This is a genomic window from Isoptericola jiangsuensis (assembly GCF_048320105.1).
Classification (GTDB): domain Bacteria; phylum Actinomycetota; class Actinomycetes; order Actinomycetales; family Cellulomonadaceae; genus Isoptericola; species Isoptericola jiangsuensis_A.
The window spans coordinates 125379-152044 of the sequence record NZ_CP182942.1; the positions used below are offsets into that span (position 1 = coordinate 125379).

Consider the following 26666-nt stretch of genomic DNA (forward strand, 5'->3'; position numbering starts at 1 on the left):
CGGCCGGGTTCGGAGCCGTCAGGTCGTCGGCAGCGCGGCGTCCTCCTGGGCGGCGGCCCAGCGGTACGCGGCGACGTCCCGCAGCAGGTCGGCATGGGTGCCCCGTGCCACGACCCGGGCGGGACCGGCGTCGTGGCCGTGACCCAGCAGCAGCACCTCGTCGACGACGTCCAGCGGCGTCAGCCGGTGGGAGGCGACCACGACGGACCGGCCGGTGGTCCGGGCGACATCGGCGAGCGTGGCCACCAGCGCGTCGGCGGTGGCGCCGTCGAGGTGCTCGGCCGGTTCGTCCACCAGGAGCACGGACTGCGGGGCGAGCAGCGCGCGCGCGATCAGGAGCCGACGGCGCTCGCCGCCGGAGACGTCCGTGGCGCCCGTGCCCAGCGGTGTGTCCAGGGCCTCGGGGAGCCCGGCGAGCCACCCGCCGAGGCCGACCGCCTCCAGCGCAGCGACCGCCTCGGCGCGCCCGACGTCCGCCCGCGCGACCCGCAGGTTCTCCAGCACGGTGGTGCCGAACACGTGCCCGTCCTCCGCCACGAAGAGCCCGCTGCCCCGGACCTGACCCGCCAGGGCGGGCAGCAGCCCGGCCGCCGTCAGCAGCAGCGTCGTCTTGCCGACGCCGGACGGACCGGTGAGCGCGACGACGGATCCGGGCGGCAGGTCGAGATCGACGTCCCGGAGGACGACGGGTGCGCCGCCCGGCCAGCCGGCCGCGACCTGTTCCAGGTGCAGCCCCGGTCGGGACGGTGATGCCGGTGCCGGCCGTCTCGTGGTCCGGTCGTCGGCTGGACCGTCGGCCGGCCTTCCGGTCGGCGCGTCGGTGGGCAGCAGCTCGACCAGGCGTCGTGCGGCCTCGCGGGACCGTCGCAGCTGGACGGCGGCGCCCGGCAGCGCGGAGGTCACCTCGAACACGGCCAGCGGGGTCAGCACGACGACGGCCAGCTCGGTGGCCGCCAGATCGCCCGCGAGCGCCGCGGGGATGCCGAGCAGCAAGCACCCCAGCACGGCGAGCGTCTGCGTGCCGGCCTCGATCCCGGAGGCGGCCCCCGAGATGCGCGCGCCGTCGTCCGCGACCGCGGAGAGCCGCTGGTCGGCGTGCCGCAGGCCCTGCACCCGGTCGTCGAGCCGTCCGGCGACCCGGAGCTGCTGGCCGTCCTCGAGCAGCTCCAGCGTGCGGGCGGAGACCTCGCCGCGGGCGGCGGCGCCGCGCAGCTCGACGGTCCGGGCGGCCCGCGAGGCCAGCCACGGCGAGAGGACACCGGTGAGCAGCAGGCACGCCAGCAGCACCGCGCCCGCCGCCGGCAGGAACGCCCCGACGAGCGCCACCGCACCGAGACCGGCCACGACGGCGACCGCGGCGGGGATCAGGGCGCGCACGACGACGTCGCCCACGTCGTCGACGTCGCCGCCGACGCGGGCGAGCAGGTCGCCGCGGCGCAGGGGGACGACGTCGGCGCCGCCGCGGGCGAGCCGGTCGTAGAGGTTGGCGCGCAGCGCCGCCATGCCCCGCAGGGCGACGTCGTGGGAGGCGAGGCGCTCCAGGTACCGGAAGAACGCGCGGCCGGTGCCGAACGCTCGTACCCCGACGGTGGCGACGGACAGGGTGAGCACGGGGGGCATCTGGGAGGCGCGGGCGATGAGCCAGGCCGCGGCCGCGGCCAGGCCGATGGCGCACACCAGGGTCAGGGTGCCGAGGCCGACGGCGCGGGCGACCCGCGACCAGCGGATCTCGAGCAGCGGCAGGACCGACAGCAGCGGGTCCCGGGCGGTGCGGTGGTCGTCAGCCACGGGTGGCCTCCTGGGTGTGGACGTCCTGGGCGTGGACCTCCTGGGCGCGGACGTCGACGACCTGGTCGGCGAGCGTGATCAGCGACGACCGGTGCGCGACGACCAGGACGGTGCGACCGGCCTCCCGCCAGGACCGCACGGTGTCGAGCACGACCTGCTCGCCGCGGGCGTCGAGGTGGGCGGTGGGTTCGTCGAGGACGACGACGGGTCGGTCGGCAGCGCCGACGAGCGCCCGGGCGAGCGCCACGCGTTGTCGTTGGCCGACGCTCAGCCCGGTGCCGCCCAGACCGACGGGCGTGTCCCAGCCGTCCGGGAGGTCGGCCAGCACGGTGTCGAGACCGGTGGTCGCGGCGGCGGCGGAGAGGGTCGCGTCGTCGTGGACGGCGCCGTCGGTCACGACGTCGCGCACCGTGCCCGGGCCGATCGCGGGGCGCTGCGGCACCCAGGCGACCTGGTCCCACCACCCTGTCGGGTCGATGTGCGCCAGGTCGATGTCGGCCAGATCGGTGTCGGTGGGCCCGGCGCCGGCCGGTCCTCCCGCGGCCCGGGAGCGGACCAGGACCCGTCCGGCGTCGGGCCGCAGCAGGCCCAGCAGCACCAGGACGAGGGTGGACTTCCCGGCGCCGCTCGGCCCGCGCAGCGCGATCACGCGGCCGCCTCCGGGCCGGCCGGTGCCGCACGGCACGTGCGCCGTCAGGTGTGCCGGGGCGTCGAGGCCGCGGCCGGGCGCGCGGACGGTGACGTCGTCGAGCACGAGGGTGGCCCCGGCGGCCCACGGCGCGGGCCGGTCGCCGTCCCCGACAGCGGGCAGGTCGAGGACGGCGAACGCGCGCGAGGTGGCGGCGAGGCCGTCGGTGGAGGCGTGGAACTCGAAGCCGACGCGTCGCAGCGGCAGGAAGATCTCCGGGGCGAGCACCAGGACGGCGACGGCGGGCACGAGCTCCATCCCGCCGTGCACCAGGCGCAGCCCGACGCCGACGGCGATGATCGCCACGCACAGCGTGGTCAGCAGCTCCAGCACCGCCCCGGACAGGAACGCGACGCGCAGCGTGCCCATGGTGGCGCGCCGGGAGGACTCGCCGAGGGCGCGCACGCGCGCCCCGGGGCCGATCTGGCGTCCGAACGCGCGCAGGGTCGGCAGGCCGGCCACGAGGTCGAGCACCTGGGATCCGAGCCTCTCCACCGTCGCGAGGCGACGTTCGGAGGTGCCGGCCGTCATGGTGCCGATGAGCCACATGAAGAACGGCACGATCGGGATGGTGACGACGGCGATGACGGCCGAGACCCAGTCCAGGCCCCAGACCACCAGGACGGCCGCCGGGGTGACGATCGCGGTGAGCAGCAGCTGCGGCAGGAAGCGCACGAGGTAGGGCTCGAGGTCGGCCAGGCCGCGCGTGGCCAGGGTGGCGACGTCCGACGGCGCGGCCCCCGCGGGCGGGCGCGGCCCGAGCCGCACGGCGTGGGTGACGACCTGCTCGCGCAGGTCGGCCACCACCCGGGCGGCCGCGCGGCGGCCGTACCGTTCCTGCGCGAAGGCCACGCCGGCGCGTCCGACGACGGCGCACGCCAGGACGACGAGCCACCGGGTGATCGCCTCACGGTCGACGACCCCGTCGCCCTGCGGGCTGGTGGCCACGACGACGGGACCCAGGGCGTGCGCGATCGCGAAGGCCTGGACGACGACGAGCGCGGCGGAGGCGATGCCCAGGGCGGTCGTGAGCAGAACGTAGGAGCGTGCCGCGCCGGCCTGGCGCAGCAGCCGTGGGTCGAGCGGTCTCACCTCAGAACGCCGCGTCCTTGATCTTCTGCCAGCTCAGCCCCGCGGGCGCGGGGATGTCCTTCGTGGACAGCCGCCGGCGGAACACCCAGTAGGTCCACGCCTGGTAGGCGATGACCAGCGGCGTCAGGACGACGGCGACCCAGCTCATGATGGTCAGGGTGTAGTCGGTCGACGACGCCTCGGCGACGGTCAGGGCGTTGCCGCCGTCGAGCGCCGGGACGACGTCGGGGTACATGGACCCGAAGATGAGCACCACGGCGGCGACGATCGTCACGGCGGACAGGGTGAACGCGACGCCTTCACGGCGTGCGCGCGTGGCGAGCACGACGCCGACCAGGCAGCCGGCGGCGACCACGACGGCGACCCAGGTCCATGCCACGGAGTAGGCGACCTGGGCCCAGATCGCCCAGCCGCCGGCGACGACGAGCGCCACGACGGCCAGTCCCGACGCGAGGCGGGCGGCGCGCTGCCGGATGTCGCCGTCGGTCTTCAGTGCCACGAACACCGCGCCGTGCAGGAGGAACAGGACCGTCGTCGTCAGGCCTCCGACGAGGGCGAACGGGTTGAGCAGCGCCCAGAAGCCGCCGACGTACTGGTGGGCGTCGTCGAGCAGGAGGCCGCGCACGAGGTTGCCGAACGCGACGCCCCACATGACGGCCGGGATCCAGGAACCGAGCTGGATCGCCCAGTCGCAGCGCCGGGCCCAGGTGGCGTCGGCGATCTTGCCGCGGTACTCGAAGGCCACGCCGCGGGCGACGAGCCCCACGAGGATGATGAGCAGCGGCAGGTAGAAGCCGGAGAACATGGTGGCGTACCACTCGGGGAACGCGGCGAAGGTGGCGCCACCGGCGGTGAGCAGCCACACCTCGTTGCCGTCCCACACCGGGCCGATGGTGTTGACGAGCACGCGGCGTTCCTTCTCCCGGTGCTCGCGGTCGCCGCGGGGCAGCACCGACAGCAGCATGCCGACGCCGAAGTCGAAGCCCTCGAGCACGAGGTAGCCGGTCCACAGGACGGCGATGATGACGAACCAGAGGATCGCGAGGTCCACGTCAGGGTCTCCAGTCTCGGGGCGCGGTCAGTACGCGAAGGACAGCGGGCGGTCGGTGTCGTCGGTGTCCTGCGCCTCGGGCGACTCGTCCCGCACGGAGGCGGGCGCCCCTTCGATCGTGTAGCGGTGCATGAGGCGGTACCAGACGACGGCGAGGATCGCGTAGATGACGGTCAGGACGATCATCGAGGTCAGCATCATGCCGGGCGGGACCGCCGTGGAGACGCCGCGTTCGGTGAGGAGGCGGACCTGGTCGATCCCGGTGGGGTTGGGGGCGACCGCCCAGGGCTGACGGCCGACCTCGGTGAAGATCCAGCCGAAGGAGCACGCCAGGAACGGCATGGGGATGGCGATGATCCCGAGCCGTCCGAGCCAGACGTTGTCGCTCACCCTGCCCTTGCGCGTGAGCCACAGGGCGGCCAGGGCGAGGGCGACGGACCCGGCGGCGAGCCCGATCATGAGCCGGAACGACCAGTAGGTGATCGCCAGCGGCGGGGTGTAGGTGACGGGTTCGCCGTCGGCGGTGAGGTCGCCGTACCGTTCGGTGTACTCCTCCTGGACGTCGTAGACGCCGGGCAGGTAGGACTCCTCGCCCGTGAAGTGCCCGGTGCCGAGGTAGCTGGTCAGGCCGGGGATCGAGATGACGTGGCTGACGTCCTCGCACCCTGCCTGCAGGGGGCCGATGGCGAGGATGGAGAACTCGGCGGACTCGGTGCCGTGGCACAGGGCCTCGGCCGACGACATCTTGCCGGGCTGCTGCTCGTACATCAGCTTGCCCTGGACGTCGCCCGAGATCGCCACGCCGAGGCCGGCGACGATCATCACCCAGACCCCGACCAGCACGGCGGGTCGGTAGACGTTGCGGGCGGTCTCGACGTGCTCGTCCTTCCTGGTGCGTGCGAGGCGCACCATCCACCAGGCGCCGATGCCGGCGACGAAGGTCCCGGCGGTGAGGAACGCGGCGGTGATGGTGTGGGGGAACGCGGCCAGCAGGGTGTTGTTGGTGAGCACGGCCCAGATGGACTCCATCTCGGCGCGGCCGGTCTCGGGGTTGTAGACGGTGCCGACCGGGTGCTGCATCCAGGAGTTCGCCGCGAGGATGAAGAACGCCGACAGGTTGGTGGCGAGCGCGAAGAGCCAGATCGCCGCGAGGTGGATCTTCTTGGAGACCCGGTCCCAGCCGAAGATCCACACCCCGAGGAAGACCGACTCGACGAAGAACGCGGCGAGCGCCTCCATGGCCAGCGGGGCCCCGAAGACGTCCCCGACGAAGCGGGAGTACTCGCTCCACGCCATGCCGAACTGGAACTCCTGCCAGATCCCGGTGACGACGCCGAGGGCGAAGTTGATGAGCAGGAGCTTGCCGAAGAACTTGGTGAGCCGGAGCCAGCGTTCGTTCTTGGTGACGACCCAGGCGGTCTGCATCCCGGCGACGATGGGGGCGAGCCCGATCGTCAGGGGCACGAAGATGAAGTGGTAGACGGTGGTGATGGCGAACTGCCACCGAGCCAGGTCGAGCGCTTCCACGCGGACTCCTTGGGTACGTGCCGGTGCGGGGCGCCGCTGCCGACCGGGGACCTGCTCTCACGACGGTAGGTCCGACGCCGCAGGTCCGCACGGCGAGCGACGGCTGGCGGGAGGGTTTGTGAAGACTTTCACGACCTTCTCGTGAAGCCCTTCACAAGTCAACCCGGTCCGGCGTGACGTGGGCCACGCCACGCCAGACGGGTGCCGGTTCGGCTCAGGTTGCCCGGGGGTGCGATACTGGCCGGAGGCTGCCAGGGACCCACATCCCCGGGCGGCCTGCGAGCTTGCAGCTCCCGCGTCCGCACGCGGTGCCGCGGCCGGTCGTGAGGGGACCGGTCGGTCGGCGTCCGCGAAGACGGGGGAGCCGCGGCCGAGACCGAGACTTCCGTCCGGGCTGCGCGCTCTGCAGCGCTGCCAGCCGACGAACGACCGCTGCGGCGGCCGGCAGGTGTGGGCCGGCAGTCGCAGAGCAGGAGCACCCTCCGTGACCTCTCAGACTCCCGACCAGGCCGGCACCACCGACGGTCCGGCACCGCGCCGCAGCACCCGCCGCCGGGTGACCCGCCCCACCTCCGCCCCGCAGCCCGCGCCGGAGCCCATCGTCGTCCCGGCACGGGCCTCGGACGACGCGCCCCAGCCGGTCGCCGACCAGCAGGACACGAGCGCACCGGCCGCGCCGCCAGCCGGGACGGCGCAGCCCCAGGCCCCCGCGGCTCCCGCACGCCGCTCGCGCCGGGCCACCCGCGGCACGGCGGGCCCGGCCACGTCCGCACCGGCGCCGCAGGCCGACGACGCCGCACCCGCCGCTGGTGCCGACGAGGCCGCCCCGGACGCCGCCGAGGAGCCCGCGACCGGCACGGCTGAGCCGGTCGAGTCCGAGCCCGTGAAGTCCCAGCCCGTGAAGTCCGAGCCCGCCCGAGCGGACGCGGCGAAGAACCTGCTGCCCGACGTCGGTGGCCTGCCCGAGGCGAGCGCCCGCCGGCAGGCCGCCACGCCGTCCTTCTCGCTGGACGACATCGTCCTGCCCGACGGCCCCGGGAGCGCGCAGGAGACGGCAGAGCCGGAGCCCCCGCGGCGTCGTCGGTCCACCCGGGCCACGAAGGCCGCGGCGCCTCGAGCGGCCGCCGACGCCCCGGCCGCCACCGACGCCCCGGCCGACACCGCCGACGCGGACGTCGTCGAGCCCGAGGCGAAGGCCGCGGCCCCGAAGCGTCGCCGCGCCTCGCGCACCACCGGTGCGACCTCGGGAGCGGCCGCCGAGGCCGAGGCCAGCCAGGACTCCGGACCCACGGACCAGGTCGCGGAGCCCACCGCGGAGAAGGCGCCGCGGAAGTCTCGCGCCGCAGGACGTGCCCAGGGCGCCCGGTCCGCCGCGGACACCGAGGAGACGGCCGGTTCGGCGAACCGGCGCGCCGACACCGCCCAGGGCGCTCGCCGTGCCACGACCCAGGACGACACGGCCAAGCAGCCCGGTGGCGGTACGCCGCGACTGGCGACGACGGCGCTGCTGTTCCAGGCGCCCGACCTCAGCACCGGGCGTCGGTCCCGGCGCGCCCAGGCGCCCGCCGGGCCGCCGCGCTTCCACGACGCCCCCGCCGCGACCGACCCCACCGCGGCCGAGGTCGCCGAGATCGTCGACGACCAGGCAGCGGCGCAGCAGGACACCTCGACGCAGTCCTCCGGGCGGTCGTCGAGCACGCGGTCGGCCTCGAGGTCCGCGGGTGCGAAGTCCGCGACCGGCAGGTCGACCGGGAGGTCGACGGGGAAGTCGGCTGCGAAGTCGACCTCGGGATCGACCGCCGAGGAGCCGCAGGCGCAGGAGGGCTCCACCGGACGCGCGTCCGAGTCCGGCCTCGACGACACGGCGGCGAGCCAGGCGCCCGCCCCGATCGAGCTGACGGCCGCCGACGAGGAAGCCGTCGGCGAGATCGCGGAGATCGAGACCGAGCTGGTCGCCGAGGGCGTCGAGCTGATCGAGCTCGGCCCCGAGGACTTCACCGAGGACGGTGACGAGGCGGACATCCGTCCCCGTCGCCGTCGTCGGCGCGGAGGTCGAGGCCGTCGCGGGGGCCGCAAGGTCGACGCGCAGCTCGAGGACGACGACGAGACCTCGGCCGACTCCGGTGACGAGGACTCCGACGACCGTTCCGAGGACTCCGAGTCCGAGGACACCCGCACCGGCGGATCCCGCTCCCGCTCCGGCAACCGTTCCGGTTCCGGCCGCCCCGACGCCGGCTCCGACGCCGCGGCGACCGGCAGCGGCCGTGACTCCGCGGAGGCGACCGCGGAGGCGACCGCCGAGGCGGCCGCGGACACGCAGGGGTCGGACGACGGCGAGCACGACGAGGGCGACGAGCCGTCGTCCTCGAGCCGCCGTCGTCGGCGCCGCCGTCGCGGGGGCCGCAGCGGTGAGCGCGAGGCACGCACCGGGCGCAGCAGCGACGACGAGGTCGTCGGGCTCAAGGGGTCGACCCGCCTGGAGGCCAAGCGTCAGCGTCGCCGCGAGGGCCGCGACGCAGGCCGTCGTCGCCAGATCATCACCGAGGCCGAGTTCCTGGCCCGCCGCGAGGCCGTGTCCCGCTCGATGATCGTCCGCGAGGAGTCCGGTCGCACGCAGATCGCCGTGCTCGAGGACGGCGTGCTCACCGAGCACTACGTGTCCGCCCAGGCACAGGCCTCGATGGTCGGCAACGTCTACCTCGGCCGGGTGCAGAACGTCCTGCCCTCGATGGAGGCCGCCTTCGTCGACGTGGGCAAGGGGCGCAACGCGGTCCTCTACGCCGGCGAGGTCAACTGGGACGCCGCCGGCATCGAAGGGCAGCCGCGCCGCATCGAGGAGGCGCTGAAGTCGGGCGACTCGGTGCTGGTGCAGGTCACCAAGGACCCGATCGGCCACAAGGGCGCCCGCCTCACCTCCCAGATCACGCTCGCGGGTCGGTACCTCGTCTTCGTGCCGGGTGGCGGGATGACGGGCATCAGCCGCAAGCTCCCCGACAACGAGCGCAACCGCCTCAAGAAGATCCTGCGCGAGGTGGTCCCCGACGGGGCCGGCGTCATCGTGCGCACGGCCGCCGAGGGTGCCTCGGAGGACGAGCTGCGGGCCGACGTCGAGCGCCTGCAGGCGCAGTGGGAGTCGATCTCGGAGAAGGTCGGCAAGTCCTCGACGAGCGCGCCGAGCCTGCTCCAGGGCGAGCCCGACATGTCGATCCGCGTGGTCCGCGACATCTTCAACGACGACTTCTCCTCGCTCGTCGTGCAGGGCGAGCGTGCGTGGTCGGAGATCTCCACCTACGTCGCCGAGCTGGCGCCGGACCTGCGCGAGCGGGTCACGCGCTGGACCGAGACGGGTGACGTGTTCGCCAAGCACCGTGTCGACGAGCAGCTCGCCAAGGGCATGGACCGCAAGGTCTGGCTGCCCTCGGGCGGGTCGCTGGTCATCGACCGCACCGAGGCGATGACCGTCATCGACGTCAACACGGGCAAGTTCACCGGCACCGGCGGGACGCTCGAGGAGACGGTCACCCGCAACAACCTGGAGGCGGCCGAGGAGATCGTCCGCCAGCTCCGGCTGCGGGACATCGGCGGGATCATCGTCATCGACTTCGTCGACATGGTGCTGGAGTCCAACCGCGACCTGGTGCTGCGGCGGCTGGTCGAGTGCCTGGGACGGGACCGCACCAAGCACCAGGTCGCCGAGGTCACCTCGCTCGGCCTCGTGCAGATGACGCGCAAGCGTGTCGGCCAGGGTCTGGTCGAGGCGTTCTCGTCCACCTGTGAGCACTGCAAGGGCCGCGGGTTCATCGTCCACGACGAGCCCATCGAGCGTGGTGGCGCGGCCCAGGCCGAGCCCGACGCCGCCAAGCGCGGCAGCCGGCGCAAGCGTCCGACGAAGAAGGACGACCAGCCGCAGCCCGAGGTGCCGAAGCTGCCCGACGACGAGTCGGAGGCCCGCAAGGCGGTCAAGGCCACGCTGGCCACGATCGCCGCCGCTGCGGCGCACGCGCACGAGCACGGTCACGAGCACGAGCACGAGCACGAGCACGGCCACGAGGAGTCCGTGAGCGGCGCACCGGCGCAGGACGCGCGCACGCACGAGCCGGTGAGCGTCGAGCAGGCCGCGGCCGAGCCCGTCGAACCGGCGGCAGCTGAGCCGGCCGAACCGGCCGAACCGGCCGCACGGCCCGGCTCACCGGCCGGGGACGCCGCGGAGTCCGGGTCGCCGGTGGAGGCCGAGCAGGCCGACCCCGTCGAGCCGACGGAGCCGGCCGCACCTGCCGCGTCGGAAGGCCCCGCGGAGACGACCAAAGGAGCCGGAGCCGAAGGGGCTCCTGAACAGGCTCCTGACGAGACTTCGCCGCTGACCGAGCAGGGCTGACCCGCCGCCGACCTCCGGGCCGCCGGAGTGCTTGACTGGTCCGATGGACCACGACCGCGCTCCCGGCCGCCTGGAGGTCGTGGGCGGCCCCATGTTCGCCGGCAAGTCCACCGAGCTGGTGCGTCGGGTCGACCGCGCCCGGATCGCCGGACGTGAGGTGCTCGTCGTGGGCCACGCGCTCGACGTGCGCAGCGGCCCCGCCCGGATCGCCACCCACACCGGGATCGCCGTCGAGTCCGTGCCCGTCGACACACCGACCGCCGTCGAGGCGCACGTCCGACCGACGACGGACCTGGTCGCGATCGACGAGGCGCAGTTCTTCGGGCCCGGTCTCGTCGACGTCGTGACCAGGCTCGCCGACGGCGGGACCGACGTGGTCGTCGCCGGTCTGACGGTGACCTTCGACGGACGTCCCTTCGAGCCGCTGCCGAGCCTCATGGCGCTGGCGGAGTCCGTCACCCGGCTCACCGCCGTGTGCACCGTCTGTGGCCGTGACGCCGCCTTCCACGTGCGCCTCGCGGACGCCCTCACTCCCGTCGGCGGCGACCCCTTGCGGGCCGCGCCCGGACATGTCGGGGGAGCGGAGTCCTATGCTGCGCGCTGCCGGGCACACCGCAAGGTCTGGTCCACCGGGTGAATTCCTGACGGCGGACGACCATCGACGGCAGTCCGGGGAGCGGCCGGCCGTACTGTTCTCCTGCGGTCGTCCGAAGACCGCCCGGTGGGCGGTTCTCAGCGTGGCGACAAGTCGTTGAGCGAGGTGCGTGCGCCGCCGGTAGCACGATCTCGAAGGACATGGCGATGAAGAGAAGGATCGCGGCGCTCGTCGTGGCCGCTGTGACGATGACGGGCCTGGCGGCGGTTCCCGCGCAGGCGGCGTCGAGCGGATCGGGTGGTGGCGTCAGCCACCCCGACATCGTGCTCTACACGGGGCAGCACAACAAGACGGCGAAGATCTCCTACTCGGTGAAGAAGCCGACGTCGGCCCAGATCGAGTCCTGCTTCGACGACCAGAGCTATGCGGAGTGGGGCGAGACGTACACCGGGTGGGGAGACTTCCTCTGGAGCACGGACGTCGAGTACTTCGACCGGTACGGCAACTACCTCGGTGGCGGCGCGTACCGCTACTCCGATGCTCATGCGGCATCGGGGAAGGTCACGTCCTCGCGGTGGTACGACTGGGAGGGCTTCGGCAAGTACACGGCCCGGGCCACCGTGTCCCGCGCCTTCGTCGTCCACGGTGTCGACGACGAGGGCTGGGAGTGGTCGCACTTCTGCGACCTCCCCGATCTCACGTACTCGGACTCGTTCACCTTCAAGCAGGCGACCTACCTGAAGGTCAACGCCTCGCCGGAACCTGTGCGCAAGGGCAAGAAGGTCACCGTGGCGGGGACCCTGAAGTACTGGGACTCGGACTACCACTACGGTGACGGCGCCAAGCGCGCGCTCAAGGGCAAGACGGTGAAGATCTACTTCGACCCTCAGGGAGCGAAGGGCCCTACCTACAAGGGGTCGGCGAAGGTCACGTCGAAGGGCACGTTCAGCAGGAAGTTCAAGCAGACCACGTCAGGGACCTGGATCGTCAAGTACGCGGGGACGTCCACCCTGACCGCGGACCGCGCCTCGGACGCGGTCAAGGTCAAGAAGTAGCTGGTGGCGGGCCGCCGGACCCGTCGTGGGGTCCGGCGGCCGCGCCGTCGTCCGCGGCTCCCTCGACGAGCGGGACGAACCGGTAGGTCCCGTGCTCCGAGACGTGCAGTGAGCCGTCGGAGGCACGTTCGACCAGCAGCATCGTGCCGGCCACGGGGATCACCATGCGCCCGGCCGGGGCGAGCTGGTCCACGAGCGCCGGCGGCAGGTGGTCGGGGGACGCCGAGACGAGGATGCGCGTCCAGCCTCCGGCACGCGGCGCGCCCAGCACGTCCGGGACGGCCCGGACCAGGCGGGCCCAGGGGAGCCCGGCCCGGGCGACGTTCGCCCCGCCCCATGCCGCGAGGTCGGGCACCCGTTCCAGGCCGAGGACCTCGCCACCGGGCCCCACGAGGTGGGCGAGCAGCACGGTGGTCCATCCGGATCCGGCGCCGACGTCGAGAACCTGTGCCGCAGGTCTGACGTCGAGCAGGCGCAGCATCGCGGCGACCGTGGACGACTGGGAGCACGTCTGCCCGTGGCCGATCGTCAGGGGGCGGTCGGCGTCGGCCTCGGACCGTCGGGCGCGCGGCAGGAAGTCGCGCCGGTCGACGGCGCGGAAGGCCGCCTCGACGGCGTCGGGTGCGTCCACCCCACCCATCCTGCGACGGGCCGAGGCGGCTCGCACCCCTCCGGACGAGCCCGTCAGGTGACCGTCAGGGCCTCCCGCCGGGTTCCGGCTGCCCGCCACCGCCACCGCCACCGCCACCGCCACCGTCGCCGCCACCGTCGCCGACGGGGACGGTGGCGGCTGACGGCGTGGCGGCCGACGGGCCGTCCGCCGCGTCGTCGTCGGCCTCCTGCGTGCCCTCCTCGGGCTGGTACCAGTCGGTCAGGGCCGGGTCCTCGGTGTCCAACCAGGCGCCCGCCCCGGAGTCGTCGTCCTTCGGGTCGGTGGCGACCACCCCGACGACGAAGTTGTCGCCGTGCTCCTCGATGCCGCTGCGCACGCCCTGGACGAGCGCCTCGCGGGCGTAGCGGCGCCGCAGCGTGACGGGGTCACGGGCCAGGTCCTTGGCCCACGCCACCATGATCAGGACCAGCACCAGGGAGAAGGGGAGCGCGGTGATGATGACGAGGCTCTGCAGGCCGCTGAGGGCGCCCGAGCCGCCGGCGACCAGCAGGACGGCGGCGATCGAGGCGAGGGCGATGCCCCAGACGATCGTCACCCAGCGTGCCGGCTGCGGCGCGCCGCGCTGCGACAGGCTGGCCATGACCACGGACGCGGAGTCGGCGCTGGTGACGAAGAAGATGATGATGGAGATCACCGCCACCACGGAGGTGAGGGTGCCCGCGGGCAGCTCGCGCAGCAGCGCGAAGAGGGTGTCCTGGGGCGACTCGATGGACCCGAGGACGCCGGAGGTCTGCTCGAGCCACATCGCGGTGCCGCCGAAGACGACGAACCAGAGCAGGAACACGACGCTGGGCACCACGATGATGGTGGTGACGAACTCGCGCAGCGTGCGCCCGCGGCTGATGCGGGCGATGAAGAGCCCGACGAACGGCGTCCAGGAGATCCACCAGGCCCAGTAGTACGTGGTCCACGAGTCCATGAAGGACTGGGCGTCCGGGCTCGTCGCGGCCGACTGCGACATCAGCCGCAGCAGGTCGGCGAGGAACGACATGAGACCGCCGGGCACGAGGTTGAGCAGCAGGGCGGTGGGGCCGGCGACGAGCACGAAGATCCCGAGCAGGCCGGCCACGACCATGTTGATGTTCGACAGGGCACGGATGCCGCGCTTGAGGCCGGACACCGCGGAGAGGATGAAGGCGACGGCGAGCAGCGCGATGACGCCGACGATCATCCCGTTGCCCAGCGGGCCGACGCCCGCGACGATCTCGATGCCCCGGCCGATCTGCAGCGCGCCGATGCCCAGGGAGACGGCGGTCCCGAACAGGGTGACGATGATGGCGAACGAGTCGACGACGGCGCCGAGCGGCCCCTGCGTGCGCCGCCCGAAGATCGGTTCGAGCAGCGAGGAGATCAACGGGCTGCGTCCGCGCCGGTACGAGGCGTAGGCGACGGCCCCGCCGACGAGCGCGTAGTAGCCCCAGGCCACGGGTCCCCAGTGGAACAGCGACTGGGCCAGGGCGGCGTGCATCGCCGCGCCGGATCCCGCCTCCAGGGACTCGTAGATCGGGGGCAGGTCGAGGAAGTACGCGAGCGGCTCGTACGGGCCGTAGAACAGCAGGCCGATGCCGATGCCCGCGCTGAACAGCATCGCCACCCACGAGACGTTCGAGAACTCGGGCTTCTCGTCGTCCTGGCCGAGCCGGATGTGCCGGTGGCGGCCGAAGCCGAGCCACATCATGAAGGCGAAGACGGCCATGGTCAGGAGGCTGAACCACCAGCCGAACGACTCGGTCACCCAGGTCAGGCCGGCCGCGGAGGCGGCGGCCAGCGAGTCGGGGCCGAGCACGCCCCAGGCGAGCACGCCGACCACCAGTGCCGCGGCGAAGGCGAAGACGTACCAGTTGGTGCTGAACGTCCGGCCGGTCCGCTCGACGCCGATGCCCGGCAGCAGGGCGGGGTGGACGCCGTCGTCGGTGGTGTTGCGCTCGGTCACCACGCGCAGCATCCGGCTGGCCGGCCGGGCGACGCCGGCGGTGGCCGCGGCCACGCGCCGTGACGTCGACCGGGCGTGGTGACGCACCTGGCGGGTCCTGGTCGCGGACCGCTGGCCCTGGGCGGGGTCGGTGCCGTCGGCATCGCCGCCGGACGAGGGCGGGGGTGTGGGCGTGGTCCGGTCGACCATGCGCGGTCCTCTCGAGGGGGAAGTCGCGGCCGGGTGCGGCCGGTTCGACCGTCGAGGATAGTCTGGCCCGGCCCCCCGGCCCCCCGGCCCCCCGGCGTGACGCGCGGGTCACCAGTGCCTCCCGTCAGGTGCCGCACGTCACTGCTCCTCGCGGGTCGGCGTGGTTGTCCGGCGCAGCGCGGTCGCGTAGAGTAGATCGTCGGCGCGCCCTCGGCGTGCCTGTCCCGTGTGCCCACGGCGCACCGCACTCGACCGCCGCGGCGGACCGAGTTCCCGATCAAGCCGGTGACCGACGTCGTGCGAGCACGCCAAGACCAGGAGAGATGAGCATCAGCATGGTGTACGCGATCGTCAAGGCCGGTGGCCGTCAGGAAAAGGTGTCCGTGGGCGACATCGTCGTCATGGACCGCATCGGTGGTTCGGCCGGCGACTCCGTCGAGCTCGCCGCGATCCTGCTCGTGGACGGGGAGAAGGTGACCTCCGACGCTGCAGCCCTCGCGAAGGTGAAGGTCACCGCAGAGATCGTCCGGGACGCCAAGGGTCCCAAGATCTCGATCCAGAAGTACAAGAACAAGACCGGCTACCGCAAGCGCCAGGGTCACCGCCAGCAGCTGACCCGCCTCAAGGTCACCGGCATCAAGTGATTCCCCGCGGGCCCCGGCCCGCGTGGTCCCCGATTCTTCGTACGTCCAGAAAGCAGGCTTGAGATGGCACACAAGAAGGGCGCGAGCTCCTCGCGCAACGGTCGCGACTCGAACGCCAAGTCGCTCGGCGTGAAGCGTTACGCCGGCCAGGTCGTCAACGCGGGCGAGATCCTCGTCCGCCAGCGCGGCACCCACTTCCACCCGGGCGAGAACGTCGGCCGCGGTGGCGACGACACGCTGTTCGCGCTCGCGGCGGGCGAGGTCGCCTTCGCCACGCGTCGCGGCCGCAAGGTCGTCGACATCGTCTCTGCGTGACGTCTCGCTGAGCGTCGCGCTGCTCCACGCAGCACGCTTCCCACGAGGGGCGCACCGGATCGGTGCGCCCCTCGTGCGTGTCTCCCGCCCGTCGTCCTGAGAGGATCTGACCATGGCCAGCTTCGTCGATCGCGTGGTCCTGCACGCCGCCGGTGGTGACGGCGGTCATGGTGTCGCGTCCATCCGTCGCGAGAAGTTCAAGCCCCTCGCCGGGCCCGACGGCGGCAACGGCGGCGACGGCGGCAGCGTGCGCCTCGTCGTGGACGCCCAGACGACCACGCTGCTCGAGTACCACCACTCGCCGCACCGGCGCGCCCCGCGCGGCGGCCAGGGCATGGGTGACGAGCGCGACGGCGCCAAGGGCGGCGACCTCGTGCTCGCCGTGCCCGACGGCACCGTGGTCAAGGACCGTGCGGGCGAGGTCCTCGCCGACCTCGTGGGCGACGGCGCGGAGTTCGTCGTCGCGGCCGGTGGCCGGGGCGGTCTCGGCAACCGTGCGCTGGCCTCGCCGAAGCGCAAGGCCCCCGGTTTCGCGCTGCTGGGCGAGCCCGGGGAGGAGCGCGAGGTCGTCCTCGAGCTGAAGACGATCGCCGACGTCGCCCTCGTCGGCTTCCCGAGCGCAGGCAAGTCCTCGCTGATCGCGGCGGTCTCCGCGGCCCGCCCGAAGATCGCCGACTACCCGTTCACGACCCTGGTGCCCAACCTCGGCGTCGTGCAGGCCGGTGACGTCCGGTTCACGATCGCGGACGTGCCCGGCCTGATCCCGGGCGCGAGCCAGGGCAAGGGCCTGGGCCTGGAGTTCCTGCGGCACATCGAGCGCACCGCCGTGCTCGTGCACGTGCTCGACTGCGCCACCCTGGAGACCGAGCGGGACCCGCTGTCCGACCTGGACGCCCTCGAGGCGGAGCTGGCGGCGTACTCCGGCGACCTCGGGATCGCGGGCGGGCGTGTGCCGTTGACCGAGCGGCCCCGGCTGGTGGTCCTCAACAAGATCGACGTCCCGGACGCCCGCGACCTCGCCGAGATGGTCCGTCCCGACCTCGAGGCGCGCGGTCTGCGCGTCTTCGAGATCTCGACGGCGTCGCACGAAGGGCTGCGCCCGCTGACGTTCGCGCTGGCCGAGCTGGTGGCGCAGGCGCGTGCCGCGGCGCCGCCGCTGGAGCCCGCCCGCACGGTGCTGCGTCCCCGCGCCGTCGACGACGCCGGGTTCACGGTCACGCGTCGCACCGACGGCACCACCGGCGGCGTGTACTACCTGGTCCAGGGCTCCAAGCCGCGACGCTGGGTGCGTCAGACCGACTTCAACAACGACGAGGCGGTCGGCTTCCTCGCGGACCGGCTCGCCAAGCTCGGCGTGGAGGACCGGCTCTTCAAGGCCGGCGCCGTCGCGGGCGACGAGGTGCGCATCGGCACCGACGAGGACGCCGTCGTCTTCGACTGGGAGCCGACGCTGTCCACGGGTGCCGAGCTGCTCGGTGCGCGCGGCACGGACCTGCGGCTCGAGGACGACCACCGTCCGACCCGCGGCCGCAAGCGCCAGGAGTACACCGAGCGGATGGACGCCAAGACGGCCGCCCGCCAGGAGCTCTGGACCGAGCGCGAGGCCGGTCACTGGGCGGACCCCGCGGACGACTGAGTCCCGAGGCGCGATGATGGACCCGTGAACGTCACGTCCCGCACCGCACTGCCCGCCGCCCGCCGCGTCGTCGTCAAGATCGGCTCGTCCTCGCTCACGCGACCGGACGGCCATCTCGACGTCTCGGCGCTGCGCGCCCTGGTGGACGTGCTGGCCGCGCGTCGCCTCGCGGGCGGCGAGGTCGTGCTCGTCACCTCCGGCGCCGTCGCGGCGGGGATCGGGCCCGCGGGCCTGGTGTCGCGTCCGCGCGACCTGGCCACCATGCAGGCCTGCGCGATGCTCGGCCAGGGTCAGCTCGTGGCGCGCTACTCCGAGGCGTTCGCCGAGCACGGGCTCCAGGTCGGTCAGGCGCTGCTCACCGCGGAGGACACGGTGCGCCGTGCGCGGTACCGCAACGCCCAGCGTTCGCTGGACAAGCTGCTCGCCCTCGGCGTGGTGCCGGTGGTGAACGAGAACGACGCGGTGACGGTCGACGAGCTCCGGTTCGGCGACAACGACCGTCTCGCCGCGCTCGTGTCCCACCTGGTCCGCGCCGAGGCGATGGTGCTGCTGACCGACGTCGACGGGCTGCACGACGCGCCGCCGAAGCGCCCCGGCGCCCGCCGCATCCCCTACGTGGCGGACCTCGCCGACGTCGCCGCGGTGGAGGTCACCGCGCGGGGCAGCTCGGTGGGCACGGGCGGGATGGTCACCAAGCTGGAGTCCGTGCGCATCGCGACCCAGGCCGGGGTTCCCGTGGTGCTCACCAGCGCCCGCAACGTCGGTGCCGCGCTCGCCGGCGAGAACGTCGGCACCTTCTTCAGCGCCGACTCCCGCCGCACGACGACACGTCGGCTGTGGATCGCGCACGCCGCGCGCACCGAGGGCAGGCTGCACCTGGACGACGGCGCCGCGCGAGCGGTGCTGGGCGGACGGGCGTCGCTGCTGCCCGCCGGGATCACGGGCGTCGAGGGGTCCTTCGAGACGGGCGACCCCGTGGAGCTGGTCGCGCCCGACGGGTCGGTCGTCGCCCGCGGGCTGGTGGCCTACGACGCCGCCGAGCTGCCCGCGCTGCTCGGTCGCTCCACCTTCGCGCTGCGCGACGAGCTCGGCGAAGGCTACGACCGTGAGGTCGTCCATCGCGACGACCTCGTGCTCGAAGGGCGGAACGGCCTGTCCACCACGGGCTCGGCGTCGTAGTCTCGGAGGCATGACCACGACGTTCGAGCCGACGCCCCGCGCCACCGACGCCACCTCCGCCGCGCCGGGTGGCCCGCTGCCGCAGGACGACGTCACCGCCGCCGTGCAGCAGGTCGCCCGTCGCGCGCAGACGGCGTCGCGCGCGCTCGCCACCGCGAACCGCGCCACCAAGGACGCGACGCTGCACGCCCTCGCGGACGCGCTCGTCGCGGCGTCCGGCCCGATCGTCGCCGCCAACGCCGAGGACCTGCAGCGCGGCCGCGAGCAGGGGATGAGCGACGGTCTGCTGGACCGCCTCGCCCTCGACGACGCCCGGATCGCCTCGATCGCGGAGGCGCTGCGTGCGCTGGCCGGCCTGCCCGACCCGGTGGGGGAGGTGCTGCGCGGCCAGACGCTGCCCAACGGGCTGCGGTTGCGCCAGCTGCGGGTGCCGATGGGTGTGGTCGGGATGATCTACGAGGCGCGTCCCAACGTCACGGTGGACGCGGCCGGCCTGGCCCTGAAGTCCGGCAACGCCGTCGTGCTGCGCGGCGGCAGCGCCGCGGCGTCCTCCAACACGGTGATCGTCGACGTGCTGCGCCAGGCCCTCGAGTCGCGCGGTCTGCCGGCCGACCTGGTGCAGTCGATCGACGCGTACGGGCGCGCCGGCGCCGTCGCGCTCATGCAGGCGCGCGGCCTGGTGGACGTCCTCGTCCCGCGGGGCGGGGCGGACCTGATCCGCACCGTCGTCGAGCAGTCGAAGGTGCCGGTCATCGAGACGGGCACGGGCAACGTGCACGTGTACGTCGACGCCGGCGCGGACGTCGCCACGGCCGTCGGGATCATCATGAACGCCAAGACGCAGCGGGTCGGGGTGTGCAACGCCGCCGAGACGCTGCTGGTGCACGCCGACGTCGCCGACGCGTTCCTGCCGGCGGCCCTCGCCGCGCTCGGCGGTGCGGGCGTGCTGCTGCACGGTGACGAGCGGGCGGCGGCGCTCGCGCCGGAGAGCGTCGAGGTCGTCCCCGCCACCGACGCCGACTGGGCCACGGAGTACCTCGCGGCCGAGCTCGCGGTCCGGGTCGTGGACACCCTGGACGACGCCATCGAGCACATCCGCACGTGGACGTCGGGTCACACGGAGGCGATCGTGACCCGGGACCTGGCCGCCTCGGAACGGTTCGTCGCCGAGGTCGACTCCGCGGCGGTGATGGTCAACGCCTCGACCCGGTTCACCGACGGTGGCGAGCTGGGCCTCGGCGCCGAGATCGGGATCTCCACCCAGAAGCTCCACGCCCGTGGACCGATGGGCCTGGCCGAGCTGACGACGACGAAGTGGATCGTGCACGGCGACGGGCACGTGCGGCCCTGAGGCGACCTCGTGAGAGACTGTCCAGCGATCTGACCCGACCACCCGAGGGAGAACCCCGTGCTGAACAACGCCGTCCTCGTCGCCGAGGAGGCCGCCGAGCACGCGGCCGCCGGTGTCCCGCCGATCGTCTTCGGCATCGTCGCCTTCGGCGGGTTCCTCGCCGCGCTGGCGGCGACCTACGCCTTCCGCAACGCCCACAACAAGCACTGACGCCGCCGTACCGGTGAGCCAGCAGCGCCGTCCCCGGATCGGGGTGATGGGTGGGACGTTCGACCCGATCCACCACGGTCACCTCGTGGCGGCCAGCGAGGCCGCGTCGCTGCTCGACCTGGACGAGGTCGTGTTCGTGCCCACGGGAAAGCCCAGCTTCAAGCAGGGCACCCGCGTCTCCGCCGCCGAGCACCGCTACCTCATGACGGTGATCGCCACCGCGTCCAACCCGCGCTTCACCGTCAGCCGCGTCGACATCGACCGCCCGGGCCTGACCTACACCGTCGACACGCTGCGCGACCTGCACGCCGCGCGACCCGACGTCGACCTGTTCTTCATCACCGGCGCCGACGCGATCGAGCAGCTGCTGAGCTGGAAGGACGCCACCGAGCTGTGGGCGATGGCCCACTTCGTCGCCGTGACGCGGCCGGGCCACCAGCTCAAGGTCGACGGTCTGCCCGCGGACGGCGTGACGACGCTCGAGGTCCCGGCCCTGTCCATCTCGTCCACGGACTGTCGACGTCGCGCAGCAGCGGATCAGCCGGTCTGGTACCTGGTTCCGGACGGTGTCGTACAGTACATCGCCAAGTACGGTCTGTATCGAGGTCTCGATGAGTGACAACACGCCCCGGCCGCTGACGCGTCGGGAGATCCGCGAACGCGAGCAGGCGGCCGCTGCGGCCGCTGCCGCTGCCGCCGCCGCGCAGCCAGCCGCGCAGCCCGCAGCGCCGTCCACCGGCGCGCCGGTGCCCGGCGCCGGTGCCAGCGCGTTCCGTGCCCCGGCGCCCGCGCCGTCTCCGGCTGCCCCGCCCGCCTACGGCGGTCAGTCGGCGCCGTCGCGCCGCTCGCTGCGCGAACCGAGCGCCCCGGCGCCGGCCCCCGCGCCGACGGTGCGCCCGCCCTCCAACTCCGCGGGTGTGCGCGGGCTGGACGAGACCGGGCGTCTCACCCCGGTCCAGCCGGTGTCCGGCGACGCCCCGCGCGCGGTGAACCCCTCGGACGCGCCGTCGCGCCCGTCGGCGTTCGGCACCGGGACGTCCGGGGCGCCGTCGTCCTCGCCCCCGCGCCGCACCACGACGCGGGCGACAACCGGTGGTGCGACCTCGCCGTCACCGTCCCCCTTCCCGCCGTCGAGCCCGGCGGCGCCCCCGGCCACGTCACCGGGTTCCGGCTCCGCGTCGCCGTCGCCCTTCGAGCGACAGGCACCCGCGGCGGCGCCGCCCGCCTCCGGCGCTCCGCCCGCCTCACCGTTCGGTGCGGCGTCGGGCTTCGGCACCTCGTCGGCGTCCTCCGCGCCGAGCACCGCCTCCCCGTTCGACGGCGGGAGCCCCGGGCGTCGGTCGGCGTTCGCCTCGACCGCCCCGCCCGCGCCCGACACCTCGGCCCCGGCCGGCGGGACGACGTCGCCCTTCGGCGGGGCGCCGGGCACCGACGACGGGTCCGCGGACCGGCGGGCCGCCCCCTCCTGGCCGGGCAGCTCGGGGTCGACGACGGCGACGACGGTCGGTTCTCCCGGCGCAGCCCTGCCCTGGGGCACGGCGGACCCCTCCGCGGCCGGTTCCTCGGCGGCCCCGTCGGCCGTGCCACCCGCTTCGGTGCCGCCCGCCGGCGCCGGGTCCCCGTTCGGTTCCGTGGTGGCCTCACCGGCACGCTTGGAGGAGCCCGACGACGTCGACGAGGACGAGTGGGACGAGCCCGAACCGTCGTACACGTGGCTGCACTACATCATCCTGGTGGTGGTCGCGTTCGTCCTGGGGCTGCTGGTCTGGAACCTCGTCATCGACCGGGACGACGACTTCGCCACCGAGGAGGCCCCTGCCGCCATGGAGATCCACACGTTGCCGGGCGCCGGGACGGGAGACCTGCGATGACCGCCACCTCCCGGGCGACCGAGCTCGCCGTCGTCGCGGCCCGTGCGGCCGCGAGCCGCAAGGCGCAGGAGATCATCGCGCTCGACGTCAGCGAGCACCTCGTGCTCACCGACGTGTTCCTCATCGTCTCGGGCACCAACGAGCGTCAGGTGGTCGCCGTCGTCGACGCCGTCGAGGAGGCGATGATCGCCGCCGGTGCCAAGCCGCTGCGTCGCGAGGGCCGCACCGAGGCCCGCTGGGTCCTGCTCGACTTCGGCGACGTCGTCGTGCACGTCCAGCACGCCGAGGACCGCGTCTACTACGCGCTCGAGCGGCTCTGGAAGGACTGCCCGACGATCGACCTGCCCGCGGACGCCCGCGGTGAGGACCCCGACGCGGCACGTGCCGAGTACGGCAGCGCCGACGACGGCGCGATCCGCCTCGACGGGGGGCGCTGAGGGCGTGCCGGCGGACACGATCGTCCTGCTGCGTCACGGGCGCACCGCCTACAACGCCTCGGCACGCCTGCAGGGACAGATCGACATCCCGCTCGACGAGGTGGGGCACTGGCAGGCGCTCGAGGGCGCCGCTGCTCTCGCCTCGTCCCACCGCGCCACCCGCATCGTGTCGTCCGACCTCGGCCGGGCCGTGGACACCGCCCGCGCGTACTCCGACGTCGTCGGGGTGCCCCTGGTCACCGACACCCGCCTGCGCGAGCGGTCCTTCGGGCAGTGGGAGGGTCTGACGTCCGCGGAGATCGCCGAGCGATGGCCGGCCGAGCACGCCCGGTGGCGTCGGGGGGCCGACCCGCAGGGCACGGACGCCGAGGCCAAGGCGGACGTCGCGGCGCGCATGACCGCCGCCGTGATCGACCACGCCGCCGACCTGTCCGACGGCGACTGCCTGGTCGTCGTCTCCCACGGCGCGGCGATCTCCCTGGCGATCACGGGCCTGCTCGGACTGGACGCCGCGACGTGGCGGGGCATCTCGGGGATGCACAACGTGCACTGGTCCCACCTGCACCGATCCGCGCCCGGAGCGGTGCCCGGGTGGCGCCTGGTGGCCCACAACGTCGGGGCCGGATTCCCCCTGGACCGGTGGCAGGCCGGCCCGCACGCTGATTTGGAACCTGAGGCGAAGTCTGTCTAAGATATCGACGTTCCAAGGGGCCGCAAGGCCGCTTCGGGGGGCTGTGGCGCAGCTGGTAGCGCATCTGCATGGCATGCAGAGGGTCAGGGGTTCGAGTCCCCTCAGCTCCACCCCGACATGAAGGGCCTCGCCGGACGGCGGGGCCCTTCGTCGTGCTCGGCCTGCCCGACGGCCCGCCGCCTGCCTGAGGGCCCGGTCAACCCGAGAGCCCCGCCGCCGGCGGCGGGGCCGGGACGGTCGTGGGGTAAGAATGGCGGGTGTCGTCATCGTCCCCTCCACCCCTGTTCCCGATGCGGAGCGTCGTGCTCGGCGCGTTCCTGCCGACGTTGGTGCTCGAGATCGGGGTCGGCGCGATGCTGCCCGTCGTCGCGGCGACGGCCACCGGGCGCGGTGCCACGCTGACCGTCGCCGGACTCGTGACGGCCCTGCTGCCGATCGGCAAGATCGTGTTCGACCTCCCCGCCGGCGCACTGGCGCAGCGGACGGGGGACCGGGCGGCCATGCTGGTCGCCGGCGTCGTCGCCGCGGCGGCCTTCACCACCATCGCCCTGACGTCCGCCCTGTGGGGGCTGGCCGTCGGTGCGCTGGTGCTGGGCGGCGCGAACGCGGTGTTCAACCTGGCGCGCCAGTCCTACCTCACGGAGATCACCCCGCCGCTGCGTCGCGCCCGGGTGCTGTCCACGCTCGCCGGGGTGCACCGGATCGGGTTGTTCCTGGGCCCGTTCGCCGGTGCGGCGGTCATCGCGGCGACGTCGGTGCGGGGCGCCTACTGGCTGGGGACCGGTGCGGCGCTGGTCGCCGTGGCCGTGATCGTGGCCGTGCGCCCGGGGCCCGAGGAGAAGGCCGGCCCCTCCCGGTCCACCCGGCCGTCGGGCGCGACCGGGCAGGTCTCGATCGTGCGGGTGGCCCGTGACCACCGGCACCTCTTCGCCACGCTGGGGGTCGCGATCCTGCTGGTGAGCGCGGTCCGTGGAGCACGGCAGACCGTGCTGCCGCTGTGGGGCGAGCACCTCGGCCTGGAGGCCGAGGTGACGTCCCTGCTGTTCGGTCTGTCCGGTGCGCTGGACATGCTGCTGTTCTACCCCGCGGGCAAGGTCATGGACCGGTTCGGGCGGCTCTGGGCGGGGGTGCCGTCGATGGTGATGGTGGCCCTGGGGCTGGCGATCCTGCCGCTGACGCACACGGTCGCCGGGGTCGCGGTGGCGGCCGTGGTGCTCGGCATCGGCAACGGCGTGGGCTCGGGGATCATCATGACGCTCGGCGCGGACGTCGCGCCCGCGGACGTGCGGCCCACGTTCCTCAGCGTGTGGCGCCTCTTCCAGGACACCGGTGACGCCCTCGGCCCGCTGGTGCTGTCCGCCGGTGCCGCCCTGGGGTCGTTGGCCGCGGGGGTGTGGGCCACCTCGGCGCTCGGGTTCGGCTCGGCGGCGGCGTTGGCGCGCTGGGTCCCGCGGTACTTGCCCCTGGCGAACCTGGTCCGACGGCGCCGCGACCGGTGACTTCTGTGCGCGCCACCGGGCGGCCTGCCCGGCGCGCGCCGCCCGCTCGGCACGAGCTGCGTGCCGGTGTCCTCAGGGCCGGGGGATGCTGGTGACCGTCGTGAGCAGGAACGCGGAGTCCTCCAGCGCGGTGACGGCGTGCCGTTCGTGGGTGAGGACCCGGAGCTGGCCCGCAGGGACGTCGTCGTCGCCGTCGAGCGCCGTCACGCGCAGCCGGCCGCGCAGCGCCAGGATCGACGCCGCCGGCGGTGAGTTGTGCTCGCCGAGCTCGACCCCGGCCGCCAGGGCGAGCAACGTCTGGCGCAGCGGGCCGTCGTGGACGAGCACCTCCGCGCTGCGCCCGTGATCCGTCGTGCGCGCCTTCTCCAGGTGGTACTCCGTGAGGCTGTCGAGGTCGGCCATGTGCCCTCCGGGTCGAAGCGTCGAGGGTCCGCCGTCGGGCCCTGCAGGGAGGCTAGCCGCCACCGTCGGGCGCCGCGAGGGCGGGCGGTCGTGGCCGCTCGCAGGCGGCCGCGCCGACCCGGCGGGCGCCCCGGGAAACACACTCGTTACCGCCTGCCGGACCCCTGCTCTTGACAGCCCTTCAGGGGACACGTAGAAGTGGACGATGGAGGCGTTCGAGAAGTGGGAATCCGAGATCCGCGGCTACAGCAGGACTTTTCCGACAGTTTTTGCCTCAGCGTCCAACGCGCGGCAGACCGATGAACAGGGGCGAAGTTTCCTCGATTTCTTCGGCGGCGCGGGCGTCCTGAACTTCGGCCACAACAACCCGCGCATGAAGCGCGCCATGATCGAATTCCTCGAGGCCGACGGCGTCGCGCACAGCCTCGACATGGCCACCACCACGAAGCGGGACTTCATCGAGAAGTTCGCCGCCACGGTGCTCGAGCCGCGCGGCATGAACATGCGGATGCAGTTCATGGGCCCGACGGGCACCAACGCCGTCGAGGCGGCGCTGAAGCTGGCGCGCAAGGTGACCGGACGACCCGACGTCGTCGCGTTCACCCACGGGTTCCACGGGATGACGCTCGGCTCGCTCGCGCTGACCGCCAACGAGTACTTCCGCAACGCCGCCGGTGTGCGGCTGGAGAACGTCGTGCGGCTGCCGTTCGAGACGGCGGCCGGAGGCGGGCTGCGCTCCCTGGAGGAGTTCCGGGCGCAGCTGGCCGACGGTTCCAGCGGCTATCCGCCGCCGGCCGCGTTCGTGGTCGAGGTGATCCAGGCCGAGGGCGGCGTCAACGTCGCCACGGCGGAGTGGCTGCGGGCGGTGCAGCAGCTCGCCCACGACGTGGGTGCGCTGTTCGTCATCGACGAGATCCAGGTGGGCTGCGGGCGCACCGGCAGCTACTTCAGCTTCGACGGGATGGGGCTCGACCCCGACATCATCTGCCTGGCCAAGGGGATCGGCGGGTACGGGACGCCGCTGGCGATGAACCTGGCCAAGCCCGAGCACGACGCCCACTGGTCGCCCGGTGAGCACACCGGCACGTTCCGCGGTCAGGGTCTGTCGTTCGTGGCCGGGCGCGAGGCGCTCACGTACTTCGACGACGACGCCCTCATGGACCGGGTGCACGCGCACACCGAGGTCATGGTCGCCGCGCTGACCCGGCTGGCCGACGACCTGGACGCCGGGTTCGACGTGCGCGGGCGCGGCATGATCCAGGGCCTCGACGTCGGCGACGGCGCCCTGGCGAAGGCGGTCGCCGCCGCGTGCTTCGACGACGGCCTGCTGATCGGCCCCTGCGGCACCGGGGGACGCGTGCTCAAGCTCATCCCCCCGCTGACGATCGACGACGAGGACCTCGTCGAAGGTCTGGGCATCCTCGACGCCGCGGTGCGGCGCACCGTCTGACGAACCGACGACCCG

At 73.6% G+C, this 26666-nt stretch carries 23 protein-coding genes and 1 tRNA gene; 16 read left to right on the forward strand and 8 right to left on the reverse strand.

All coding sequences use genetic code 11. The annotated features are described in order from the left end of the window. Positions 1-18 precede the first annotated feature (18 nt). The 4 genes from cydC to ACNHYB_RS00605 are packed head-to-tail and all read right to left on the reverse strand — an operon-like array spanning position 19 to position 6146. Positions 19-1788 carry a thiol reductant ABC exporter subunit CydC gene (gene cydC / locus ACNHYB_RS00590; RefSeq protein ID WP_418276450.1) on the reverse strand — a complete coding sequence of 590 codons (1770 nt, stop codon included), beginning with the start codon at positions 1786-1788 and terminating at the stop codon, positions 19-21. Next, positions 1781-3568 carry a thiol reductant ABC exporter subunit CydD gene (cydD, locus tag ACNHYB_RS00595; RefSeq protein ID WP_418276451.1) on the reverse strand — a complete coding sequence of 596 codons (1788 nt, stop codon included), beginning with the start codon at positions 3566-3568 and terminating at the stop codon, positions 1781-1783. The genes cydC and cydD overlap by 8 nt, the downstream gene beginning before the upstream one ends. A 1-nt stretch (position 3569) precedes the next feature. Then, positions 3570-4619, reverse strand: a complete 1050-nt coding sequence (cydB, locus tag ACNHYB_RS00600; protein WP_418276452.1) for a cytochrome d ubiquinol oxidase subunit II — start codon at positions 4617-4619, stop codon at positions 3570-3572. A gap of 27 nt (positions 4620-4646) precedes the next feature. Then, a complete protein-coding gene (locus ACNHYB_RS00605; RefSeq protein WP_418276453.1) occupies positions 4647-6146 on the reverse strand; it encodes a cytochrome ubiquinol oxidase subunit I in 1500 nt (499 codons plus the stop codon). A gap of 484 nt (positions 6147-6630) precedes the next feature. Here ACNHYB_RS00605 and ACNHYB_RS00610 point away from each other — a divergent pair, with 484 nt between their 5' ends. The 3 genes from ACNHYB_RS00610 (at position 6631) to ACNHYB_RS00620 (ending at position 12171) form a co-directional block, all read left to right on the forward strand. Next, positions 6631-10521 carry an Rne/Rng family ribonuclease gene (locus tag ACNHYB_RS00610; protein WP_418276454.1) on the forward strand — a complete coding sequence of 1297 codons (3891 nt, stop codon included), beginning with the start codon at positions 6631-6633 and terminating at the stop codon, positions 10519-10521. Between the two features lie 43 nt (positions 10522-10564). Next, the gene (locus tag ACNHYB_RS00615) at positions 10565-11158 is read left to right on the forward strand and encodes a thymidine kinase (protein ID WP_418276455.1); all 594 of its coding nucleotides are present in this window, start codon (positions 10565-10567) and stop codon (positions 11156-11158) included. A 164-nt stretch (positions 11159-11322) separates the two neighbouring features. Further along, positions 11323-12171, forward strand: coding sequence for a hypothetical protein (locus tag ACNHYB_RS00620; RefSeq protein WP_418276456.1), 849 nt, complete (start codon positions 11323-11325; stop codon positions 12169-12171). Here the strand turns inward: ACNHYB_RS00620 and ACNHYB_RS00625 are convergent. Further along, a complete protein-coding gene (locus ACNHYB_RS00625) occupies positions 12161-12811 on the reverse strand; it encodes a protein-L-isoaspartate O-methyltransferase family protein (RefSeq protein ID WP_418276457.1) in 651 nt (216 codons plus the stop codon). The two genes, ACNHYB_RS00620 and ACNHYB_RS00625, sit on opposite strands and share 11 nt — an antisense overlap. Before the next feature lie 55 nt (positions 12812-12866). Further along, complete coding sequence (locus tag ACNHYB_RS00630) at positions 12867-14966, reverse strand: BCCT family transporter (protein WP_418276458.1); 2100 nt, start codon at positions 14964-14966, stop codon at positions 12867-12869. A 335-nt stretch (positions 14967-15301) separates the two neighbouring features. On the opposite strand from ACNHYB_RS00630, the gene rplU reads away from it, so the two are divergent. The 7 genes from rplU to nadD all read left to right on the forward strand — a co-directional run bounded on the left by rplU (position 15302) and on the right by nadD (position 20920). Continuing rightward, the gene (gene rplU, locus ACNHYB_RS00635) at positions 15302-15610 is read left to right on the forward strand and encodes a 50S ribosomal protein L21 (RefSeq protein ID WP_418277957.1); all 309 of its coding nucleotides are present in this window, start codon (positions 15302-15304) and stop codon (positions 15608-15610) included. Between the two features lie 63 nt (positions 15611-15673). Then, positions 15674-15925, forward strand: coding sequence for a 50S ribosomal protein L27 (rpmA, locus tag ACNHYB_RS00640; protein ID WP_418276459.1), 252 nt, complete (start codon positions 15674-15676; stop codon positions 15923-15925). Positions 15926-16037: 112 nt separating this feature from the next. Beyond that, positions 16038-17561 (forward strand): GTPase ObgE, encoded by a 1524-nt coding sequence (obgE, locus tag ACNHYB_RS00645; RefSeq protein WP_418276460.1) that lies wholly within the window; start codon positions 16038-16040, stop codon positions 17559-17561. Between the two features lie 24 nt (positions 17562-17585). After that, a complete protein-coding gene (proB, locus tag ACNHYB_RS00650; RefSeq protein ID WP_418276461.1) occupies positions 17586-18740 on the forward strand; it encodes a glutamate 5-kinase in 1155 nt (384 codons plus the stop codon). Between the two features lie 10 nt (positions 18741-18750). Then, complete coding sequence (locus ACNHYB_RS00655) at positions 18751-20091, forward strand: glutamate-5-semialdehyde dehydrogenase (protein ID WP_418276462.1); 1341 nt, start codon at positions 18751-18753, stop codon at positions 20089-20091. Between the two features lie 57 nt (positions 20092-20148). Then, complete coding sequence (locus tag ACNHYB_RS00660) at positions 20149-20301, forward strand: hypothetical protein (protein WP_418276463.1); 153 nt, start codon at positions 20149-20151, stop codon at positions 20299-20301. 46 nt (positions 20302-20347) lie between these two features. Continuing rightward, complete coding sequence (nadD, locus tag ACNHYB_RS00665; protein WP_418277958.1) at positions 20348-20920, forward strand: nicotinate-nucleotide adenylyltransferase; 573 nt, start codon at positions 20348-20350, stop codon at positions 20918-20920. A 204-nt stretch (positions 20921-21124) separates the two neighbouring features. On the opposite strand, the gene ACNHYB_RS00670 is transcribed toward nadD, so the two are convergent. Beyond that, entirely contained in the window at positions 21125-21838 is a 714-nt protein-coding gene (locus ACNHYB_RS00670) for a hypothetical protein (protein ID WP_418276464.1), read from the reverse strand. A 97-nt stretch (positions 21839-21935) separates the two neighbouring features. Between ACNHYB_RS00670 and ACNHYB_RS00675 the strand changes: the two genes are divergently transcribed. The 5 genes from ACNHYB_RS00675 to ACNHYB_RS00695 all read left to right on the forward strand — a co-directional run bounded on the left by ACNHYB_RS00675 (position 21936) and on the right by ACNHYB_RS00695 (position 24799). Further along, on the forward strand, positions 21936-22172 hold the full coding sequence (locus ACNHYB_RS00675) for a hypothetical protein (RefSeq protein ID WP_418276465.1): 237 nt from the start codon (positions 21936-21938) through the stop codon (positions 22170-22172). Further along, on the forward strand, positions 22169-22609 hold the full coding sequence (gene rsfS / locus ACNHYB_RS00680; RefSeq protein WP_418276466.1) for a ribosome silencing factor: 441 nt from the start codon (positions 22169-22171) through the stop codon (positions 22607-22609). Before ACNHYB_RS00675 ends, rsfS begins: the two co-directional genes overlap by 4 nt. A 4-nt stretch (positions 22610-22613) precedes the next feature. Continuing rightward, entirely contained in the window at positions 22614-23300 is a 687-nt protein-coding gene (locus ACNHYB_RS00685) for a histidine phosphatase family protein (protein WP_418276467.1), read from the forward strand. Between the two features lie 37 nt (positions 23301-23337). After that, positions 23338-23410, forward strand: a tRNA-Ala gene (locus ACNHYB_RS00690). 180 nt (positions 23411-23590) lie between these two features. Further along, a complete protein-coding gene (locus tag ACNHYB_RS00695) occupies positions 23591-24799 on the forward strand; it encodes an MFS transporter (protein WP_418276468.1) in 1209 nt (402 codons plus the stop codon). A 72-nt stretch (positions 24800-24871) separates the two neighbouring features. On the opposite strand, the gene ACNHYB_RS00700 is transcribed toward ACNHYB_RS00695, so the two are convergent. Further along, the gene (locus ACNHYB_RS00700) at positions 24872-25201 is read right to left on the reverse strand and encodes a cupin (protein WP_418276469.1); all 330 of its coding nucleotides are present in this window, start codon (positions 25199-25201) and stop codon (positions 24872-24874) included. Between the two features lie 205 nt (positions 25202-25406). Here ACNHYB_RS00700 and ACNHYB_RS00705 point away from each other — a divergent pair, with 205 nt between their 5' ends. Then, the gene (locus ACNHYB_RS00705; protein ID WP_418276470.1) at positions 25407-26651 is read left to right on the forward strand and encodes an aspartate aminotransferase family protein; all 1245 of its coding nucleotides are present in this window, start codon (positions 25407-25409) and stop codon (positions 26649-26651) included. Positions 26652-26666: the final 15 nt, after the last annotated feature.

What these genes read in the sequence shown, in the direction of transcription:
- ACNHYB_RS00620 (WP_418276456.1), top strand. Translation starts at nt 11,323, where the DNA reads ATGAAGAGAAGGATCGCGGCGCTCGTCGTGGCCGCTGTGACGATGACG.
- ACNHYB_RS00695 (WP_418276468.1), top strand. Translation starts at nt 23,591, where the DNA reads ATGCGGAGCGTCGTGCTCGGCGCGTTCCTGCCGACGTTGGTGCTCGAG.
- obgE (WP_418276460.1), top strand. Translation starts at nt 16,038, where the DNA reads ATGGCCAGCTTCGTCGATCGCGTGGTCCTGCACGCCGCCGGTGGTGAC.
- ACNHYB_RS00625 (WP_418276457.1), bottom strand. Translation starts at nt 12,811, where the DNA reads ATGGGTGGGGTGGACGCACCCGACGCCGTCGAGGCGGCCTTCCGCGCC.
- rsfS (WP_418276466.1), top strand. Translation starts at nt 22,169, where the DNA reads ATGACCGCCACCTCCCGGGCGACCGAGCTCGCCGTCGTCGCGGCCCGT.
- ACNHYB_RS00630 (WP_418276458.1), bottom strand. Translation starts at nt 14,966, where the DNA reads ATGGTCGACCGGACCACGCCCACACCCCCGCCCTCGTCCGGCGGCGAT.
- rpmA (WP_418276459.1), top strand. Translation starts at nt 15,674, where the DNA reads ATGGCACACAAGAAGGGCGCGAGCTCCTCGCGCAACGGTCGCGACTCG.
- ACNHYB_RS00615 (WP_418276455.1), top strand. Translation starts at nt 10,565, where the DNA reads ATGGACCACGACCGCGCTCCCGGCCGCCTGGAGGTCGTGGGCGGCCCC.
- nadD (WP_418277958.1), top strand. Translation starts at nt 20,348, where the DNA reads ATGGGTGGGACGTTCGACCCGATCCACCACGGTCACCTCGTGGCGGCC.
- rplU (WP_418277957.1), top strand. Translation starts at nt 15,302, where the DNA reads ATGGTGTACGCGATCGTCAAGGCCGGTGGCCGTCAGGAAAAGGTGTCC.
- ACNHYB_RS00700 (WP_418276469.1), bottom strand. Translation starts at nt 25,201, where the DNA reads ATGGCCGACCTCGACAGCCTCACGGAGTACCACCTGGAGAAGGCGCGC.
- ACNHYB_RS00655 (WP_418276462.1), top strand. Translation starts at nt 18,751, where the DNA reads ATGACCACGACGTTCGAGCCGACGCCCCGCGCCACCGACGCCACCTCC.
- ACNHYB_RS00705 (WP_418276470.1), top strand. Translation starts at nt 25,407, where the DNA reads ATGGAGGCGTTCGAGAAGTGGGAATCCGAGATCCGCGGCTACAGCAGG.